Origin of the sequence: Duffyella gerundensis (assembly GCF_001517405.1) — a bacterium.
In the GTDB taxonomy this organism is placed as follows: domain Bacteria; phylum Pseudomonadota; class Gammaproteobacteria; order Enterobacterales; family Enterobacteriaceae; genus Duffyella; species Duffyella gerundensis.
In genome coordinates, this window is the sequence record NZ_LN907827.1 from 2,959,954 (window position 1) to 2,976,157 (window position 16,204).

The 16,204-nt window shown below is 49.8% G+C and carries 18 protein-coding genes, 4 tRNA genes and 1 other annotated feature; of the genes, 6 read left to right on the forward strand and 16 right to left on the reverse strand.

Annotation, left to right across the window (positions count from 1 at the left end; translation table 11 throughout):
- The first annotated feature begins 110 nt into the window (after positions 1–110).
- The 3 genes from raiA to pheA all read left to right on the forward strand — a co-directional run bounded on the left by raiA (position 111) and on the right by pheA (position 1,842).
- Positions 111–437 carry a ribosome-associated translation inhibitor RaiA gene (gene raiA / locus EM595_RS13675; protein ID WP_067433118.1) on the forward strand — a complete coding sequence of 109 codons (327 nt, stop codon included), beginning with the start codon at positions 111–113 and terminating at the stop codon, positions 435–437.
- A 97-nt stretch (positions 438–534) separates the two neighbouring features.
- Positions 535–659, forward strand: a sequence feature (Phe leader region).
- Positions 536–583: a pheA operon leader peptide PheL gene (pheL, locus tag EM595_RS21300; RefSeq protein WP_187486813.1), complete on the forward strand. Its 48-nt coding sequence runs from the start codon at positions 536–538 to the stop codon at positions 581–583. It overlaps the preceding feature by 48 nt.
- Positions 660–681: 22 nt before the next feature.
- Complete coding sequence (gene pheA / locus EM595_RS13680; RefSeq protein ID WP_067433121.1) at positions 682–1,842, forward strand: bifunctional chorismate mutase/prephenate dehydratase; 1,161 nt, start codon at positions 682–684, stop codon at positions 1,840–1,842.
- Positions 1,843–1,917: 75 nt separating this feature from the next.
- Here the strand turns inward: pheA and tyrA are convergent, their stop codons facing one another.
- Together tyrA and EM595_RS13690 are read right to left on the reverse strand one after the other, a co-directional pair.
- Positions 1,918–3,039: a bifunctional chorismate mutase/prephenate dehydrogenase gene (gene tyrA / locus EM595_RS13685; protein WP_067433124.1), complete on the reverse strand. Its 1,122-nt coding sequence runs from the start codon at positions 3,037–3,039 to the stop codon at positions 1,918–1,920.
- Positions 3,040–3,053: 14 nt separating this feature from the next.
- The gene (locus tag EM595_RS13690) at positions 3,054–4,124 is read right to left on the reverse strand and encodes a 3-deoxy-7-phosphoheptulonate synthase (protein WP_067433126.1); all 1,071 of its coding nucleotides are present in this window, start codon (positions 4,122–4,124) and stop codon (positions 3,054–3,056) included.
- A 479-nt stretch (positions 4,125–4,603) separates the two neighbouring features.
- On the opposite strand from EM595_RS13690, the gene EM595_RS13695 reads away from it, so the two are divergent.
- Positions 4,604–5,407, forward strand: coding sequence for an acyltransferase (locus EM595_RS13695; protein ID WP_067433129.1), 804 nt, complete (start codon positions 4,604–4,606; stop codon positions 5,405–5,407).
- Positions 5,408–5,582: 175 nt separating this feature from the next.
- Here EM595_RS13695 and rplS read toward each other — a convergent pair whose 3' ends face one another.
- The 5 genes from rplS to ffh form a co-directional block, all read right to left on the reverse strand.
- On the reverse strand, positions 5,583–5,930 hold the full coding sequence (gene rplS, locus EM595_RS13700) for a 50S ribosomal protein L19 (RefSeq protein WP_003849035.1): 348 nt from the start codon (positions 5,928–5,930) through the stop codon (positions 5,583–5,585).
- Positions 5,931–5,972: 42 nt separating this feature from the next.
- A complete protein-coding gene (trmD, locus tag EM595_RS13705) occupies positions 5,973–6,737 on the reverse strand; it encodes a tRNA (guanosine(37)-N1)-methyltransferase TrmD (RefSeq protein WP_067433132.1) in 765 nt (254 codons plus the stop codon).
- Between the two features lie 35 nt (positions 6,738–6,772).
- Positions 6,773–7,321, reverse strand: coding sequence for a ribosome maturation factor RimM (gene rimM / locus EM595_RS13710; protein WP_067433135.1), 549 nt, complete (start codon positions 7,319–7,321; stop codon positions 6,773–6,775).
- Between the two features lie 18 nt (positions 7,322–7,339).
- The gene (gene rpsP / locus EM595_RS13715; protein ID WP_007893313.1) at positions 7,340–7,588 is read right to left on the reverse strand and encodes a 30S ribosomal protein S16; all 249 of its coding nucleotides are present in this window, start codon (positions 7,586–7,588) and stop codon (positions 7,340–7,342) included.
- 146 nt (positions 7,589–7,734) lie between these two features.
- Entirely contained in the window at positions 7,735–9,096 is a 1,362-nt protein-coding gene (ffh, locus tag EM595_RS13720; protein WP_067433138.1) for a signal recognition particle protein, read from the reverse strand.
- Positions 9,097–9,261: 165 nt separating this feature from the next.
- Between ffh and EM595_RS13725 the strand changes: the two genes are divergently transcribed.
- Positions 9,262–10,053 (forward strand): cytochrome C assembly family protein, encoded by a 792-nt coding sequence (locus EM595_RS13725; RefSeq protein ID WP_067433141.1) that lies wholly within the window; start codon positions 9,262–9,264, stop codon positions 10,051–10,053.
- A gap of 27 nt (positions 10,054–10,080) precedes the next feature.
- Entirely contained in the window at positions 10,081–11,367 is a 1,287-nt protein-coding gene (locus tag EM595_RS13730; RefSeq protein ID WP_067433144.1) for an HlyC/CorC family transporter, read from the forward strand.
- Positions 11,368–11,435: 68 nt separating this feature from the next.
- Here the strand turns inward: EM595_RS13730 and luxS are convergent, their stop codons facing one another.
- The 9 genes from luxS to csrA all read right to left on the reverse strand — a co-directional run bounded on the left by luxS (position 11,436) and on the right by csrA (position 15,984).
- The gene (luxS, locus tag EM595_RS13735) at positions 11,436–11,951 is read right to left on the reverse strand and encodes an S-ribosylhomocysteine lyase (RefSeq protein ID WP_067433147.1); all 516 of its coding nucleotides are present in this window, start codon (positions 11,949–11,951) and stop codon (positions 11,436–11,438) included.
- Positions 11,952–12,099: 148 nt separating this feature from the next.
- A complete protein-coding gene (gshA, locus tag EM595_RS13740) occupies positions 12,100–13,704 on the reverse strand; it encodes a glutamate--cysteine ligase (protein WP_067433150.1) in 1,605 nt (534 codons plus the stop codon).
- A 31-nt stretch (positions 13,705–13,735) separates the two neighbouring features.
- Positions 13,736–14,164: a YqaA family protein gene (locus EM595_RS13745; RefSeq protein WP_067433152.1), complete on the reverse strand. Its 429-nt coding sequence runs from the start codon at positions 14,162–14,164 to the stop codon at positions 13,736–13,738.
- Positions 14,161–14,727: a fructose-1-phosphate/6-phosphogluconate phosphatase gene (yqaB, locus tag EM595_RS13750; RefSeq protein WP_067433155.1), complete on the reverse strand. Its 567-nt coding sequence runs from the start codon at positions 14,725–14,727 to the stop codon at positions 14,161–14,163. Before yqaB ends, EM595_RS13745 begins: the two co-directional genes overlap by 4 nt.
- A 300-nt stretch (positions 14,728–15,027) precedes the next feature.
- Positions 15,028–15,104: transfer RNA gene (locus EM595_RS13755), tRNA-Arg, on the reverse strand.
- Positions 15,105–15,188: 84 nt separating this feature from the next.
- A tRNA-Arg gene (locus tag EM595_RS13760) sits at positions 15,189–15,265 on the reverse strand.
- Positions 15,266–15,337: 72 nt separating this feature from the next.
- A tRNA-Arg gene (locus EM595_RS13765) sits at positions 15,338–15,414 on the reverse strand.
- Between the two features lie 8 nt (positions 15,415–15,422).
- Positions 15,423–15,515: transfer RNA gene (locus tag EM595_RS13770), tRNA-Ser, on the reverse strand.
- A 283-nt stretch (positions 15,516–15,798) separates the two neighbouring features.
- Complete coding sequence (csrA, locus tag EM595_RS13775; RefSeq protein WP_067433158.1) at positions 15,799–15,984, reverse strand: carbon storage regulator CsrA; 186 nt, start codon at positions 15,982–15,984, stop codon at positions 15,799–15,801.
- Positions 15,985–16,204: the final 220 nt, after the last annotated feature.

The following is a 16,204-nucleotide window of genomic DNA, read 5'->3' on the forward strand; positions in this document are numbered from 1 at the left end:
CCTTCTCATTGACATAAAGTGACATTTTTTCGTGACCTACGTCACACAAATAACTGCCTTAAACGTTATGCTGAACCTACCAATCCGGAAACAACAGAGAGGTATTAATGATGATTGTGAACATTACCAGCAAGCAGATGGAAATCACTGAAGCCATTCGCCAGCACGTCGAGGAACGCCTCGCCAAGTTAGAAAAATGGCAAACCGATCTGATTAATCCTCATATTGTCCTTTCCAAAGAACCCAAAGATTTTGTTGCCGATGCAACCATCAACACCCCTAACGGCACGCTGGTCGCGAGCGCCAAGCATGAAGACATGTATACCGCTATTAATGAGCTGATTGCCAAGCTGGTTCGCCAACTGAATAAAGTGCAGCATAAAGGCGAAGCTCGTCGGGCCAACGCCAGCGTAAAAGATATCAGTATCGCCAGTTGATTATCTCGCCATGAATAACGCGCCTCAGGGCGCGTTTTTTATTGACAGCATGAAATTGCTACGGGTAAGGTTATCCCCTGGTTTTTGTGGAACATTTAATGAAACTATCACCGTTTTTCTTCGCCTTCTTTTTTATTTTCCCCTAACAGGGAGGCGATGCGTCGTGTGAGAAAGAAACCGAAGACGAACATCAAAGCCTCCCAAACGGGAGGCTTTTTTTATTGCACCGCTTACAGGTAGCCCTATGACATCCGACAACCCTTTACTGGTATTGCGCGATAAAATCAGTGCCGTAGATGAGAAACTGCTGAAGCTGCTGGCTGAACGCCGCCAGTTGGCCATTGGTGTGGCTCAGGCCAAAATGGCCACCAAACGCCCGATCCGCGATACCGAACGCGAACGTCAGCTGCTTGAGCATCTGATTACCCTGGGCAAAGTACATAAGCTTGATGCGCATTACATTACCCGGCTATTTCAGCTGATCATTGAGGATTCAGTTCTGACGCAGCAGGCATTGCTGCAAAAGGATTTGAATCAAACTCAGCTGCAATCGGCACGTATCGCCTTTCTTGGCCCGAAAGGCTCCTACTCACATCTGGCAGCCCGTAAGTATGCGACTCGCCATTTTGAAAACTATGTGGAATGCGGCTGCCTTAAATTTCACGACATTATAAAACTGGTGGAAACCGGACAGGCGGATTACGCCGTGTTGCCGATTGAAAACACCAGTTCCGGTTCAATCAACGATGTTTATGATCTGCTGCAGCAAACCAGCCTGTCTATAGTGGGTGAAATGACCGTGCCGATTGATCATTGCATTCTGGTGGCGGGCGCAGCCGATCTGCAGAAAATCGACACGGTTTACAGCCATCCACAGCCGTTTCAGCAGTGCAGCCAATTTTTAAATCGTTTTCCACACTGGAAAATTGAATATACCGAAAGCACCGCTGCGGCAATGGAGAAAGTTGCGGCTATGAATTCGCCCACCGTTGCGGCTATCGGCAGCGAAGCAGGCGGCGAGTTGTATCAGCTAAAGGTGCTCGAACGCCATCTTGCTAATCAACAGCAAAATATCACGCGCTTTATTATCCTGGCGCGTAAAGCCGTTGAGGTATCGTCGCAGGTGCCAGCGAAAACAACGCTGATCATGGCAACCGGCCAGCAAGCCGGTGCGCTGGTGGAAGCGCTGTTGGTATTGCGCCAGCACAACCTCATCATGAGCAAACTTGAATCGCGGCCAATCAACGGCAACCCTTGGGAAGAGATGTTTTATCTTGATGTACAGGGCAATTTACGCTCAGAGGCGATGCAGCATGCGTTGCGCGAATTAACCGCAATTACCCGTTCGCTGAAAGTGCTTGGCTGCTATCCTGGCGAAAACGTTATTCCGGTCGATCCCGCCTGATATGCGACACGGGTAATAAAAAAACGCCGACTCTGCAGTCGGCGTTTTTTTATTTATCGCGCATGCATTCAGCGATTACTGACGAATATCGTTTGCCGAACGCAGCAGCGTGCGGCTCTCAAGCATAAATCGTTGGGCATGATCGCCGAACCAATGTTCAACCTTGCGGAAACTGTTAATGAACGCCTGCTTGTCACCATTTTCCAGTAGCGCAATGGCTTCGCCAAAGCGTTGATAGTAACGCTTGATCAACGCCAGGTTGCTTTCAGACGACATAATGATGTCAGCATAAAGCTGTGGATCCTGAGCAAACAAGCGCCCCACCATTGCCAGCTCCAGCCGGTAAATGGGTGAGGAAAGCGCCAACAGTTGATCGAGTTGCACGTTTTCCTCAGCCAGATGCAATCCATACGCGAAGGTGGCGAAATGCCGCAGCGCCTGGATAAAAGCCATATTCTGATCGTGCTCAACGGCGCTGGTACGATGTATACGTGCGCCCCAGACCTGAATCTGCTCCAGGAACCATTGATACGCTTCTGGCTCGCGGCCATCACACCACACGACAACCTGCTTCGCCAGACTACCGCTGTCAGGGCCGAACATCGGATGCAGCCCCAATACTGGCCCGCTATGCGCCGCCAGCATCGCCTGTAACGGTTTATTCTTCACCGAAGCCAAATCAACCAAAATACAGTCGTCAGGCAGCGCTGGCAGTGAGGCAATAATCTCTTCTGTCAGATGAATCGGTACGCTGATAATGACCATGCCTGCATCATTTAACAGCGACTCCGCCTGTGGCCATTCGTCCTTATCAAGAATTCGCACTTGATAACCCGACAGCGTCAGCATTTTTTCAAATAGCCGCCCCATCTGCCCTTTGCCACCTACAATCACCACCGGTCGCAAAGCCGGATTCAGCGTTTTGAAGCCTTTATCATTTTCACTGGTGTAGGACTCGCGCATCACCCGGCGCAGTACGTCCTCAATTAAATCAGCAGGTACACCCAGCGCTTCTGCTTCCTTACGTCGCGAAGCAAGCATGCTCGCCTCACGCTCAGGCACATATATCGGTAAGCCATAGCGGCTTTTAACCTCGCCCACTTCTGCAACCAGCGCCAGGCGTTTCGCCAGCAGGTCAAGAAGTGCTTTATCGACCGTATCGATTTGATCGCGTAATGCGGTCAGTTCAGCCACCATATACTGTTAACCTCTCAGGAAAGACGTTTCGTCAACACGCCCTGCAGATCCTGTTGCATGCTGCGCAGCAAGGTCTCGGTAGTTTCCCAATTAATACAGGCATCGGTTACGGATACGCCATAACGCATTTCGCTGCGCGGCTGCTCTGAAGATTGATTGCCTTCATTAAGATGACTTTCTAACATCAGGCCAATAATTGAGCGATTACCATCTTTGATCTGCGCAACGGCGGATTCTGCTACGCCAGATTGACGACGAAAATCTTTGTTAGAATTGCCATGGCTGCAATCTATCATCAAGGCCGGACGCAGTCCTGCTTTAACCATCTCTTTCTCACACTGCGCCACATCTTCCGGACCGTAGTTTGGTGCTTTACCACCACGCAAAATCACGTGCCCATCAGGATTACCCTGGGTTTGCAGCAGGCAAACTTGCCCTGCCTGGTTGATACCCACAAAACGGTGCGGCATGGCGGCAGCACGCATCGCGTTGATAGCGGTGCCGAGGCTGCCATCGGTGCCATTTTTGAATCCAACCGGCATCGACAGGCCTGACGCCATCTCGCGGTGGGTTTGTGATTCAGTGGTGCGGGCTCCGATCGCCGACCAGCTAAACAGATCGCCAAGGTATTGCGGGCTGTTTGGATCTAACGCTTCAGTGGCAAGAGGTAAACCCATCTCAATCAAACTCACCAACAGTTCACGCGCAATATGCAGTCCGGCTTCCATATCAAACGAGTTATCCATGTAAGGATCGTTGATCAGCCCTTTCCAGCCTACGGTGGTACGGGGTTTTTCAAAGTAGACGCGCATAACAATATAGAGTTCATCCTGCACTTCTTCGGCCAGTTGCTTCAGCTGACTCGCATATTCCAGCGCAGCTTCGGTATCGTGAATTGAACACGGGCCGCATACCACCAGAAGACGTGGATCGCGTCCAGCAATGATGTCCGCAATGGTTTGGCGAGAGGCAGCAACCTGTGACTCAAGACGAGGTTCCAGCGGGATCTTACGTTTCAGCTCTTCTGGCGTAATGAGAATTTGCTCATTGGTGATGTGTACATTGTTTAGCGCATCTTTTTGCATGATCAGGATCCTTTAATTCATATGTTTGATCCTCAGCGAGGAATGAGCATTAATTTACCACAGCATGTAAAACTTGCAATCCAGACTGTACATATTTATTACCATATTCAATTAAATACCCTTAAAAATAATACAACAAATTGAATAACATGAATAATTTAAAATTAGCTTATGTAATATTATCTTTACACACGCCCAGTAACCTATAGCCATCAGTTGGAATGCTGACATGATTCTTTTCCTGCTATTGCTGAAATAATGGGCAGCAGGTCATGCCTGATGAACTCTGGCGGCATGAAATGCTTGTTAATCAGTCAAAGCGTTTTATACGCCTGGTAAGTTAGTTTAGGGATTAAGCCTGCCGCCGGCCGTGTCGCTGTTAACAGGCTGACTGATTCCTTAAAAGCTCTCAACAGTAGACTGATTTTTATGGCAGAGAGTGTCGTAGTTAAAACTGAGTCACAATCGCAGGAAAATAGATGATCATTGAAGATGGCGCTCAACTGAAGGATCTTAAGAATAATGCCTGTCTGGGCACCCATCCCCGCATGGTTAACAGCACAATTAACTTCGTCGGTGAAAATAATTTACTAATTTTTGAGGATAATATTACTTTCACCAATTCAACAATATCCTTCAAAGGTGACAATGCTGTCATTTATCTGAGCAGCAATTGCTTTAGTTATGAAATGAACATGGTCATATTTTCTCACTCTGCCGCTTATGTGGGCCAGAACAACTACTTTAACGAAAAGTTGAATGTCATCATTTCTGAAGGGCAAAATTTCATCCTGGGTAATCAGTGCATGTTTTCTTTTGATATCTGGATCAGGAATTCCGATGCTCACCTGATTTACGACGCAACCAACATGCAAAGGATCAATCCTTCAAAAAGCATCGTCATCGGCGATCATGTGTGGATTGGACAGCATGCAATGATACTGAAAGGCAGCGTGATTCATTCAGGCAGCATAGTGGGTGCAATGAGCGTGCTAGCCGGGAAAACAGTGAAATCAAACTGTAGCTGGGCTGGCAACCCAGCCAAAAGGATTCAGGAAAACATTTTCTGGTCTGGCGAAAGCGTTCATAGCTGGACAGAGCCAATGACTCAGCATTACAGCATTTTGCCCCATCAGAATTTTGTGTTTGAAAATGACGGCCAGGCGATGGATATGGTGGCGTTTGATCGCAAGCTTTTGCAGGCAGCCAGCGTACAAGACAAAGCCAGACTGCCGTTGACGCTAGCAGCAAACAAAAATAAAAATCGTTTCTATGGCGCCTGACTTTCTTTAGTCTCCCTGCCGGTAATGCGTTAACGCGTAAGCCGATCAATACCATCGCTGCAAATTTAGGCCTGTTACGCCCTAACGTTCACCCAACGTGACGCACAAAAAAGGGGTTGGCATCTTGCCAACCCCCTGATTCACTTTAACTTTTGGATGTCGCGTTAGCGATACCTTAGTTAAGACGCTCTTTGATACGAGCTGACTTACCAGTACGCTCACGCAGGTAGTACAGTTTGGCTTTACGCACAGCGCCACGACGTTTAACAGCAATGCTGTCAATTACTGGTGAGTGAGTCTGGAATACACGCTCAACACCTTCGCCGTTGGAAATTTTACGAACAGTGAATGCAGAGTGCAGACCGCGGTTACGAATAGCGATAACCACGCCCTCGAATGCCTGCAGACGTTTTTTAGAACCTTCAACGACCCATACTTTCACTTCCACGGAATCACCCGGACGGAATGAAGGTACGTCCTGTTTCATCTGCTCTTGTTCAATTTGCTTAATAATGTTGCTCATAATTAATTCTCTTATCCTGGGTAAACTGATATTTAAGGAAGATCACTCTTCCGCATCATCGTTTTGTTGCTGACGACATTCCCGTTGGAATTCGTTAAGCAACTTAGCTTGCTCTTCAGTCAGAGCCAGGTTTTCCAGAAGTTCAGGTCTTCTAAGCCAGGTACGGCCCAACGACTGTTTCAGGCGCCACCGGCGGATCTCAGCATGGTTGCCCGACAGCAAAACTGGCGGAACCTCCATCCCTTCTAACACTTCAGGGCGGGTATAGTGCGGACAATCCAGCAAGCCATCTGAAAACGAATCTTCATCTGCTGACGCCTGCTTACCCAATACGCCCGGAATAAACCGGGATACGGAATCAATCAGCGTCATTGCCGGAAGTTCCCCGCCGCTGAGAACGTAATCGCCAATTGACCATTCTTCATCAATTTCGGTTTTGATTACGCGCTCGTCGATACCTTCATAGCGGCCACACACCAGAATTAACTTCTGCTGCGCTGCCAGCTCGCAAACGCCCTGTTGGTCCAGTTTGCGTCCCTGAGGTGAAAGATAAATCACCTTAGCGCCTTCCCCTGCCGCCGCTTTCGCTGCGTGGATAGCGTCCCGTAAAGGTTGCACCATCATCAGCATTCCCGGTCCGCCGCCGTACGGACGATCGTCTACGGTACGGTGCCGGTCGTGAGCGAAGTCACGCGGACTCCAACTCTCAATGCTGAGCAGGCCATTTTTTACTGCCCGGCCAGTTACCCCGAAGTCGGTAATAGCACGAAACATCTCTGGAAACAGGCTGATTACACCAATCCACATCGCGTTCGCCGTTACGTTACCGCTTTGTCCGGAGATCAAAAACCAGGATCCCAATCTACTTCAATGGTGCCGGTAGAGAGATCGACTTTCTTGATAACCTGTTCATCAAGGAACGGGATTAAGCGTTCCTGCGCACCGAATGCATCCTTCAGGTTTGCTTTCACAACGAGTACATCGTTGGAGCCGGTTTCCATCATATCGACGACTTTACCTAACTCGTAACCTTCAGTGGTGATAACCTGGCAGCCCATAAGGTCCTTCCAGTAGTAGTCACCCTCTTCCAGTTCCGGCAGCTGCTGCGAATCGACAAAGATTTCGCAGTTGGTCAGCAGTACCGCAGCATCACGATCTTCAATGCCTTTGACTTTGATGATCATGTCCTGATTATGGCGTTTCCAGCTTTCCAGCTCGACATGCTGCCATTTACCAGCACGTTGAATAAACCACGGCTGGTAATCGAAAATGCTTTCAGCGTCTTCGGTGGATGAAAACACTTTGAGCCAACCACGAATGCCGTAGGCCGAGCCCATTTTGCCTAAAACCACTGGCGTGACGGGAGGCTGTGCGGCGAGTTGCTTGCTCATGCTAACCACCGTGACAGATTAAGCTGCTTTCTTAGCTTCTTTGATCAGCGCGTTAACGCGATCAGAAAGCGTTGCGCCCTGGCCAACCCAGTGCTCAATACGATCCAGGTCCAGACGCAGACCTTCAGCCTGACCAGATGCGATCGGGTTGAAGAAACCAACGCGCTCGATGAAGCGACCGTTACGTGCATTGCGGCTGTCAGTAACGACGACCTGATAGAACGGACGCTTTTTAGCGCCGTGACGTGCCAAACGAATTGTAACCATAACATCCTCTTTAGTGAATAAAACACCCGGCCCCCATCGAGGAACGGGGTCCGGGTGTGTTATAAAAAGCCCGAAAATTTTACTCATTTTGGCGCAAAAAGCAATCGAAACTACATAACCTTTGCGGGCTTTATGTGCTGAATTGATTAACGGCCAGGAAAACCAGGTGGCATCATACCCTTCATGCCACGCATCATTTTCGCCATGCCGCCCTTCTTCATCTTCTTCATCATGCGCTGCATATCATCGAATTGCTTCAGCAAACGATTGACATCCTGCACCTGCATACCTGAGCCCACCGCGATACGGCGCTTGCGTGAGCCTTTAATAATCTCTGGTTTTTCACGCTCTTTGCGCGTCATGGAGTTGATCATCGCTTCCATACGCACCAGAACTTTGTCATCCATCTGTGACTTAACGTTATCCGGCAACTGGCCCATGCCTGGTAGCTTACCCATCAGGCTCGCCATACCGCCCATGTTGCGCATCTGCTTAAGCTGCTCAAGGAAGTCGTTAAGATCGAAGCCGTCGCCTTTTTTAAGCTTACTGGCCAGTTTTTCAGCCTGTGCACGGTCAACTTTGCTTTCGATATCTTCGATAAGCGACAATACGTCGCCCATACCAAGGATACGCGAGGCGATACGCTCAGGATAGAACGGTTCCAGGGCTTCGGTTTTTTCGCCAACACCCATGAACTTGATCGGTTTGCCGGTGATATGGCGAATGGAGAGTGCCGCACCGCCGCGCGCATCACCATCAACTTTGGTCAGAATCACACCGGTAAGCGGCAGCGCTTCGTTAAAAGCTTTTGCCGTATTGGCAGCATCCTGGCCGGTCATGGCATCGACAACAAACAGCGTTTCAACGGGATTGATCGCCGCGTGAACCTGTTTGATCTCATCCATCATCGCTTCGTCTACGTGCAGACGGCCGGCGGTATCCACCAGCAGCACATCATAGAACTTCAGCTTCGCTTCTTTCAGGGCATTTTTAACGATATCAACCGGTTTCTGGCTCAAGTCGGACGGACAAAAATCGACGCCAACCTGTTCAGCCAGCGTTTCGAGCTGCTTGATCGCCGCAGGGCGATAAACGTCAGCGGAAACAACCAGCACTTTCTTTTTATGCTTCTCGCGCAGAAACTTACCCAGCTTACCGACGCTGGTTGTTTTACCCGCACCCTGCAGGCCAGCCATCAGCACCACTGCTGGCGGCTGAGCAGCTAAATTCAGCTGGTTATTTTCATCGCCCATCGCGTTAACCAGTTCGTTACGCACGATTTTGATGAATTCCTGGCCGGGGGTCAGGCTCTTGTTAACGTCATGGCCAACGGAACGTTCTTTTACGCGATTGATAAAGTCGCGGACCACTGGTAACGCTACGTCAGCCTCTAACAGGGCCATACGCACTTCGCGCAGCGTCTCTTTAATATTTTCTTCGGTCAGCCTTCCGCGGCCACTGATATTGCGCAGGGTTTGCGATAAACGATCGGTTAAATTATCAAACATTGTCTCTCACTCAGAATTAAGAGAGGCCGCAATAGCGGCACAATTGCGCGGATTATAACACGAAGCGTCAGCGATCTCTGCAATTGGCAGTGAGATCGTTTGGAGCATGCTGTTGCTGGCGCTATACTGCTTTTTTCCTTATCTGGCCGGTACCTGAATCAACTTATGTCCGTTTTTGCGATCCTGGCGCTCTTCGCCTACTCATTCAGTCTTGCCCTGATTATCCCTGGCTTGCTCAGACAAAGCAGCGCATGGCGCAAACTTGCCGTGCTCTCAGCGGTGATTGCACTGGTTGCGCATGCCATTGCTCTGCAACAGCGCATTTTCGCCTTTGATGGCGGTCAGAACCTGAGCCTGCTCAACATCGGTTCGCTGGTCAGTCTGGTCATATGCAGCATCATGACGATTGTTGCATCGCGCAATCGCGGCTGGTTACTGCTGCCGGTGGTTTACAGCTTTGCGCTGATAAATCTGGCGTTCGCCACCTTTGTGCCCAATGCGTTTATCACGCATCTGGAAACAACGCCGGGCATGATGATCCACATCGGTCTTTCTCTGCTGGCTTACGCGACGCTGATCATCGCCGCGCTCTATGCCCTGCAGCTGGCGCTGATTGATTATCAGTTAAAAAACAAAAAGCTGGCATTCAATAACGATATGCCGCCGCTAATGAGCATTGAGCGGAAAATGTTTCATATCACGCAGATTGGCGTGGTGCTGCTGACGCTGGTACTGTGCACCGGCCTTTTCTACATGCACGATCTGTTTAGCCCGGAGAACGTTGATAAAGCCGTGCTGTCGATTATTGCCTGGTTTGTCTATATCGTTCTGCTGTGGGGGCACTATCATGAAGGCTGGCGCGGACGTCGCGTAGTCTGGTTCAACTGCAGCGGTGCACTACTGCTGACCATGGCCTATTTTGGCAGCCGCATGCTGCAACATCTTATCACTCGCTAATTACTGCTCAACTAAGGGACTTTCGCGTTGGAACATGTTTCAACCACTACGCTTATTATTACACTCGTTGTGATGGTTTTCGTCTCCGCCTACTTCTCGGGCTCGGAAACCGGCATGATGACGTTGAATCGCTATAAGCTGCGCCATCAGGCTAAAAGTGGCCATCGCGCTGCTCGTCGGGTAGAGAAACTGCTGCGTCGCCCCGATCGCCTAATCAGCCTGGTGCTGATTGGCAACAACCTGGTTAATATCCTCGCCTCTTCGCTGGCAACCATTGTTGGCATGCGCCTGTATGGCGATGCGGGCGTGGCTATTGCCACCGGTATTCTGACCTTCGCCGTACTGGTGTTTGCCGAGGTTCTGCCTAAGACCGTTGCCGCGCTTTACCCTGACAAAGTGGCTTATCCCAGCAGCCTGTTGTTGGGGCCACTACAGATCATCATGATGCCGCTGGTTTGGCTACTGAACAGCATTACGCGCGTTTTAATGCGCATGGTGGGCATTAAAACCGATGCGGCGATCAGCTCCGCGCTAAGCAAAGAAGAGCTGCGCACCATTGTTTATGAATCGCGCTCGCTGATGTCCAATCGCAATCAGGATATGCTGCTGTCGGTGCTGGATCTCGAAAAGGTCAACGTCGATGACATCATGGTGCCGCGCAATGAGATCGTGGGTATTGATATCAACGACGACTGGAAATCTATTGCTCGTCAGCTCTCGCACTCGCCGCACGGCCGTATTGTGCTTTATCGTAACTCGCTTGATGATACCGTCGGCATGTTGCGTGTCCGTGAAGCGTGGCGCCTGATGACCGAGAAAAAAGAGTTCAATAAAGAGACCCTGCTGCGCGCGGCCGATGAGATTTACTACATTCCGGAAGGCACGCCGCTAAATACCCAGCTGGTCAAATTTCAGCGCAACAAAAAGAAAGTGGGTCTGGTGGTGGACGAATATGGCGATATCAAAGGCCTTGTTACCATTGAAGATATCCTTGAAGAGATCGTCGGCGATTTCACCACATCGATGTCACCGAGCCTGGCGGAAGAAGTGATGCCGCAAAGTGACGGCTCGGTGTTGATCGAAGGCAGCGCCAATATTCGTGAAATCAACAAAGCCTTTAACTGGACGCTACCTGAAGAAGAGGCGCGCACTATCAATGGGATGCTGCTGGAAGTGCTACAGGAGATCCCCAGCGCCAACACGCGCGTCAAAATCGGTAATTACGATATCGATATTCTTGATGTGCAGGAAAATATGGTTAAACAGGTCAGAATCAAGCCGAAGAAAACGGTTAAAGAATCCGTGGGCTCCTGATCTCTGCTCAATAAAAAAGGCGGCCAACTGGCCGCCTTTTTTGTCGCTGCATGCTGACTACATGCTGACTAGATGTGCAGTTCCTGCAGTTTATCTGCAGGTAATGCCAACTCATCGTTGTGGTTCACACGTACGTCATGCTCAATGATGTGACGAGCAATATCCTGCGCTTCATCAAGTGAATGCATCTCATAGGTGCCGCACTGATATTCATTCAGCTCAGGGATTTTGTTTTGATCGTCGACCTTTAACACATCGGCCATCGCGGCTTTCCATGCGCTGGCAACGCGCTGCTCGTCTGGCGTACCGATCAGGCTCATATAGAAGCCAGTCCGGCATCCCATTGGCGAAATATCAATAATCTCAACGCCATCGCCATTGAGATGATTACGCATAAAACCGGCGAAGAGATGTTCGAGCGTATGAATACCGCGCTCAGGCATCACTTCTTTGTTTGGTGCGCAGAAACGCAGATCAAAAACCGTGATGGTGTCGCCATGTGGTGTATTCATGGTCTTCGCTACACGTACAGCGGGAGCGGCCATGCGAGTATGGTCTACGGTAAAGCTGTCCAGCAATGGCATGTTGTCACCTCTTTTTAAAAAAATTTTCCGAACGATGAAACTTTTTTCGGTACTCAACGTCTGAATATATGAAAGACGCGCATTTGTTATCATCATCCCTGACAACAGAGATGTTAATTTGGCCACATTGATGTGGCCTTTTTCTTTTCTAGCCTTTGCGGCTGGCCAGATATTCTTCCAGGCTCAACGTATCGCCCTCTTCTAACGCCTTCTGCTTATTGATCGACGCCAGCGCTTGCTGAGAGAACGCCTCTTCGGTCAGCACTTCCAGCGGCTCCTCAGAGAGCATATGACGATACTGTTCCGCTAATGCAGCGCCTACTTCTGCAATACCGCCCTCTTTCAGCGCCTGCAGCGTACGCGCAGAATAGGTCAATTCCGGATCGTCAAAAGAGGCGACCAGCTGTTCGCACACCTTCTGATAATGCGGCTCATCCTGCTCACGATCCAACACTTCCGCAACGCGGCTGAAATCTTCGAACAGTGCTCGACCCACGTCGCGCAGCGGCTGTTCGGCTTCTTCGCATCCCATTGCAATGGTTTGGCCCGGTTTGCGTCCTTCCAGAATCACCCGATTCCAGTTTTGACGTGCACACAGCAGCTCAGCGCTGGACATTTCCGGCGCATCTGCGAGTGTACACCAGATGAGGAACAGGTCGAGGAAGCGTACCTGATTAGCATCCACACCAATAGGCGAGAACGGATTGATGTCCAGTGAACGCACTTCAATGTATTCAATACCGCCGCGCAGCAGCGCGTCAGAAGGTGCCTCACCCGGCCGCGTAACACGCTTTGGCCTGATCGGCGCGTACAGCTCGTTTTCGATCTGCAACACATTGGTGTTTAGCTGTAACCAGTGACCATCAGCATCTTTGATGCCCATCGCCGCGTACTCTTCGGATGGCGTTTTGATCGCGCGCTTCAGGGCTTCAACATAGCCTGCCAGCGAGTTAAAGGTAATCCCTAAATTGCTTTGCGATTTATTGGTATAACCTAAGTCGCTCAGACGTAAAGAAGTGGCATGAGGCAACCATAGCGTGTCGTTATCATTGCTTTCAAACGGCAGCTTGCTCTCTTTGCCCTGCAAAAAGCTAGAGCATACCGCGGGTGAAGCACCGAACAGGTAAGGAATAATCCAGCCAAAACGGTAGTAGTTACGGATCAGACGCAGGTAGCCGGCGGAGATGGTCTCTTTGCCGCTTTCTGCATCTTTCACATCAGCCCACTCCTGCCAAAAAGAGAGCGGCAGCGAGAAGTTATAATGGATACCTGAAATGGTCTGCATCAGCGCGCCATAGCGGTTTTTTAATCCTTCACGATAAAGCGTTTTCATCCGGCCAATATTGGACGAGCCATATTGCGCCAGTTCAATCTTGTCGCTGTCTTCGATGATGCAGGGCATGCTAAACGGCCACATGCGCTCTTCGCCCAGATCTTTCGCAACATGGCGATGAATATCGCGCAAAAACGCGAGCAGATGATCAACGTCCTGATCCACCGGCGTGATGAACTCAAGCAGTGTCTCTGCAAAGTCGGTGGTAATCCAGTCATGGGTTAATGCTGAACCCAGGCTGTGTGGATGAGGCGTTGTCGCCAGCTTACCGTCTGGTTGCACGCGCAACGTTTCGCGTTCAATGCCACGGCCAATGCCTTTCAGCGCTTGAGGGTGGGCTTCCAGCCAGGAAAGCGCCTTGGATACGTCCGGGATCACATTGACCTCCCGCTCAGATAATAATTTATTTTTGTTCAGCATAATGTTAACCGTAGCCTCGAATCTTCGCGAATCAATGCCACCATTCCATGCCCTGTAAAGTGGCTATCGTTATTAGGATATAACGCAGCGTTTTGCCGATAGCTAAAAACAGCATTGCCGGAAGCCACGAAAAGCGTAGCCAACCGGCAAGGACGCAAAGCAGATCGCCAACAACTGGCAACCAGCTTAACAACAGTGCTGCTGGACCAAACCGACGCAACCACGTTATTGCTGTGTCATGCCATCGCCCCTGCGGTTTGCCCGGCAGTAAGCGACCAATCAAAATATTTGTTAACCCGCCCAGCGTGTTACCGACCGATGCGGCAAAAACTAACCCGGTGATATTGCCTTTCCCTGCGGTTATCAACGCCACCAGCACTACTTCTGAACTCCCCGGCAACAGCGTGGCGCTCAGAAAACTGCTGGTCAACAACGAGCTGTAGCTCAGCCAGTCATTCACAACAGGCGAACATCCACCACATCCATGCCTGCCGCACGTGCAGCCTGTAATCCAAAATCCGCATCTTCAAAAACAATGCATTTTTCTGGCGCCACGCTCAGCAATTGCGCACAACGCAGGAATGTTTCCGGATGGGGTTTATGTTCGCTGACGTCATCAGCGCCCACAATGGCGGAAAAGTGATGCAGGATGCCCAACTTATCTAGCAGTGCGACAGCCATTGCGCGTTCAGAACCGGTGCCTACTGCCATCGGGCGACGACCATGCCAGGCTTTGACGACGTCAACTAATGGCAAAGCGCGTACATCATCCAGCAGCAGTGTTTTAACCGCAGCGTTTTTTTCAGCAGCTAACTGATGTGGATCCATTGCAAACTGATTCTCAGCGATAATGACTTCCGCCAGACGCCAGGTAGGCGAACCGTTGTAAGCAATCATTTTTGATTCATCAAATGCCATCCCGTAGCGTGCTAATACTTGCGACCACGCTTTTCGATGAGCAGGCTCCGTATCGAGAATAGTGCCGTCCATATCGAAAATCAGGGCGTCGTATTGATCGTACATTACCGCTCCGGGCATCCAGTCAGTGAGACATTACTTTAGCGTAAAGCGCATGGGTTGTCGCCGTCAGTGATGAACAGCAAATGCTTTGAAAGTATTAGGAATTTTATAATTCAGAAAAAGGTGATCGTGCTCTGAAGCCGATAACGGCCTGAAAAGACGAAATTTTGCGGATTGAGAGTGGCTGTGAAGATGCAAAACAACATGCAAAAGGTTAAGCGCTCGTGCAGCTTTGATAATGCAAACCGGAATAATGATTTTTGCCAGAATGGCACTGAGGGGGATAAAACGAGAAAGAAAAGATGGTGCATCCGGGAGGATTCGAACCTCCGACCGCTCGGTTCGTAGCCGAGTACTCTATCCAGCTGAGCTACGGATGCATTGTAAAATCTTCACTTGGGGAGAACTGTCACTGCCTGAGGAAATACTGCCAGAAGAGAACACTCAACTTGCGGAAATTATCATGGTGCATCCGGGAGGATTCGAACCTCCGACCGCTCGGTTCGTAGCCGAGTACTCTATCCAGCTGAGCTACGGATGCAGTGATAATTCTTGTATAACGCAGGGTGCTAAAAACTCACCTTTTACTACTTTTCTAAATGCTACTTTAGAGTGGTGCATCCGGGAGGATTCGAACCTCCGACCGCTCGGTTCGTAGCCGAGTACTCTATCCAGCTGAGCTACGGATGCATCAGAAATGGCGGTGAGGGAGGGATTCGAACCCTCGATGCAGCTTTTGACCGCATACTCCCTTAGCAGGGGAGCGCCTTCAGCCTCTCGGCCACCTCACCATACGCGTTCTGACGAACTGTGCTTTTGAACTTTGTTTCCGCTCATCGGCACTGCGTGGCGCACATATTACTTTCCCGCACTTATAAGTCAAACAATTTTTCAAAGGGATTGTTTGATTGAACACTTACCACTCAATCAGTGCAATTTGACGGCAAAAAGAATGATTTATCAACATCAAGCAAGGGTCGGCGAGTGAAAATAAAGAACAGTGAAAAAGCGGGGAAAGTGGAAATTCAGGCAAAGCGGTAGCGCCTCGCTACGGCGAGCGAGACGCTGAATCCGTTAGAAACTTGTTTGCTGAGTTTTCTCAGCCTGAATGCGCTGATATATCTCTTCACGGTGAACCGATACTTCTTTCGGCGCATTAACACCAATGCGAACCTGGTTACCTTTAACCCCCAGCACCGTTACAGTCACCTCATCACCGATCATGAGGGTTTCACCAACTCGACGAGTTAGAATAAGCATTCTTTGCTCCTTGAAAGATTAAAAGAGTCGGGTCTGTTTGGACTCCCGGCATTATCCATCATATAACGCTAAACGTAGACTAAGACAAATACAATACAGCTCTTCGTCGCGCCAATACATTCCGCTGATAGTTAGTTTAGCCGAAATACACTACATCAGCCTGACTTTGTCATTGACTCTGCATATCGTATTAAAAAGCGCCTGAGCAATAGCCGCAGGC

Coding starts and splice junctions, on each gene's coding strand:
- raiA (WP_067433118.1), top strand. CDS start 111: ATGATTGTGAACATTACCAGCAAGCAGATGGAAATCACTGAAGCCATT.
- pheA (WP_067433121.1), top strand. CDS start 682: ATGACATCCGACAACCCTTTACTGGTATTGCGCGATAAAATCAGTGCC.
- tyrA (WP_067433124.1), bottom strand. CDS start 3,039: ATGGTGGCTGAACTGACCGCATTACGCGATCAAATCGATACGGTCGAT.
- EM595_RS13690 (WP_067433126.1), bottom strand. CDS start 4,124: ATGCAAAAAGATGCGCTAAACAATGTACACATCACCAATGAGCAAATT.
- EM595_RS13695 (WP_067433129.1), top strand. CDS start 4,604: ATGATCATTGAAGATGGCGCTCAACTGAAGGATCTTAAGAATAATGCC.
- rplS (WP_003849035.1), bottom strand. CDS start 5,930: ATGAGCAACATTATTAAGCAAATTGAACAAGAGCAGATGAAACAGGAC.
- trmD (WP_067433132.1), bottom strand. CDS start 6,737: ATGTGGATTGGTGTAATCAGCCTGTTTCCAGAGATGTTTCGTGCTATT.
- rimM (WP_067433135.1), bottom strand. CDS start 7,321: ATGAGCAAGCAACTCGCCGCACAGCCTCCCGTCACGCCAGTGGTTTTA.
- rpsP (WP_007893313.1), bottom strand. CDS start 7,588: ATGGTTACAATTCGTTTGGCACGTCACGGCGCTAAAAAGCGTCCGTTC.
- ffh (WP_067433138.1), bottom strand. CDS start 9,096: ATGTTTGATAATTTAACCGATCGTTTATCGCAAACCCTGCGCAATATC.
- EM595_RS13725 (WP_067433141.1), top strand. CDS start 9,262: ATGTCCGTTTTTGCGATCCTGGCGCTCTTCGCCTACTCATTCAGTCTT.
- luxS (WP_067433147.1), bottom strand. CDS start 11,951: ATGCCATTGCTGGACAGCTTTACCGTAGACCATACTCGCATGGCCGCT.
- gshA (WP_067433150.1), bottom strand. CDS start 13,704: ATGCTGAACAAAAATAAATTATTATCTGAGCGGGAGGTCAATGTGATC.
- yqaB (WP_067433155.1), bottom strand. CDS start 14,727: ATGTACGATCAATACGACGCCCTGATTTTCGATATGGACGGCACTATT.
- csrA (WP_067433158.1), bottom strand. CDS start 15,984: ATGCTTATTCTAACTCGTCGAGTTGGTGAAACCCTCATGATCGGTGAT.